Genomic DNA, 394 nt, shown 5'->3' on the forward strand with positions numbered 1-394 from the left:
ATTTCGACGCTCGGTGCAAAGGCGAAGGCCGAGACTTATACCGACCAGAAAAAGGCGCTTTCCGGCGCGGATTTTGTTGTCGTGGCGTTCCAGATCGGCGGATACGAGCCGTGCACGGTCACTGATTTCGAAGTGCCGCGTAAGTACGGGCTGCGCCAGACCATTGCTGACACACTTGGCGTCGGCGGCATCATGCGCGGCTTGCGCACAGTGCCTCACCTCTGGAAGATTTGCGAGGACATGCTGGCCGTCTGCCCGAATGCTATTATGTTGCAATATGTGAACCCCATGGCGATAAACACCTGGGCGATTGCCGAAAAATACCCGACGATCCGGCAGGTGGGTCTTTGCCATTCCGTGCAGGGCACGGCGATGTAACTCGCCCATGATCTCG

1 pseudogene is annotated in these 394 nt (G+C 57.6%); it reads left to right on the plus strand.

Features of this window, described 5'->3' with window-relative positions:
* A pseudogene (locus EN807_RS32955) lies at positions 1–375 on the plus strand (alpha-glucosidase/alpha-galactosidase); the annotation flags it as partial.
* Between the last annotated feature and the right edge of the window lie 19 nt (positions 376–394).

This window comes from Mesorhizobium sp. M5C.F.Ca.ET.164.01.1.1 (assembly GCF_004792125.1).
GTDB lineage: Bacteria > Pseudomonadota > Alphaproteobacteria > Rhizobiales > Rhizobiaceae > Mesorhizobium > Mesorhizobium wenxiniae.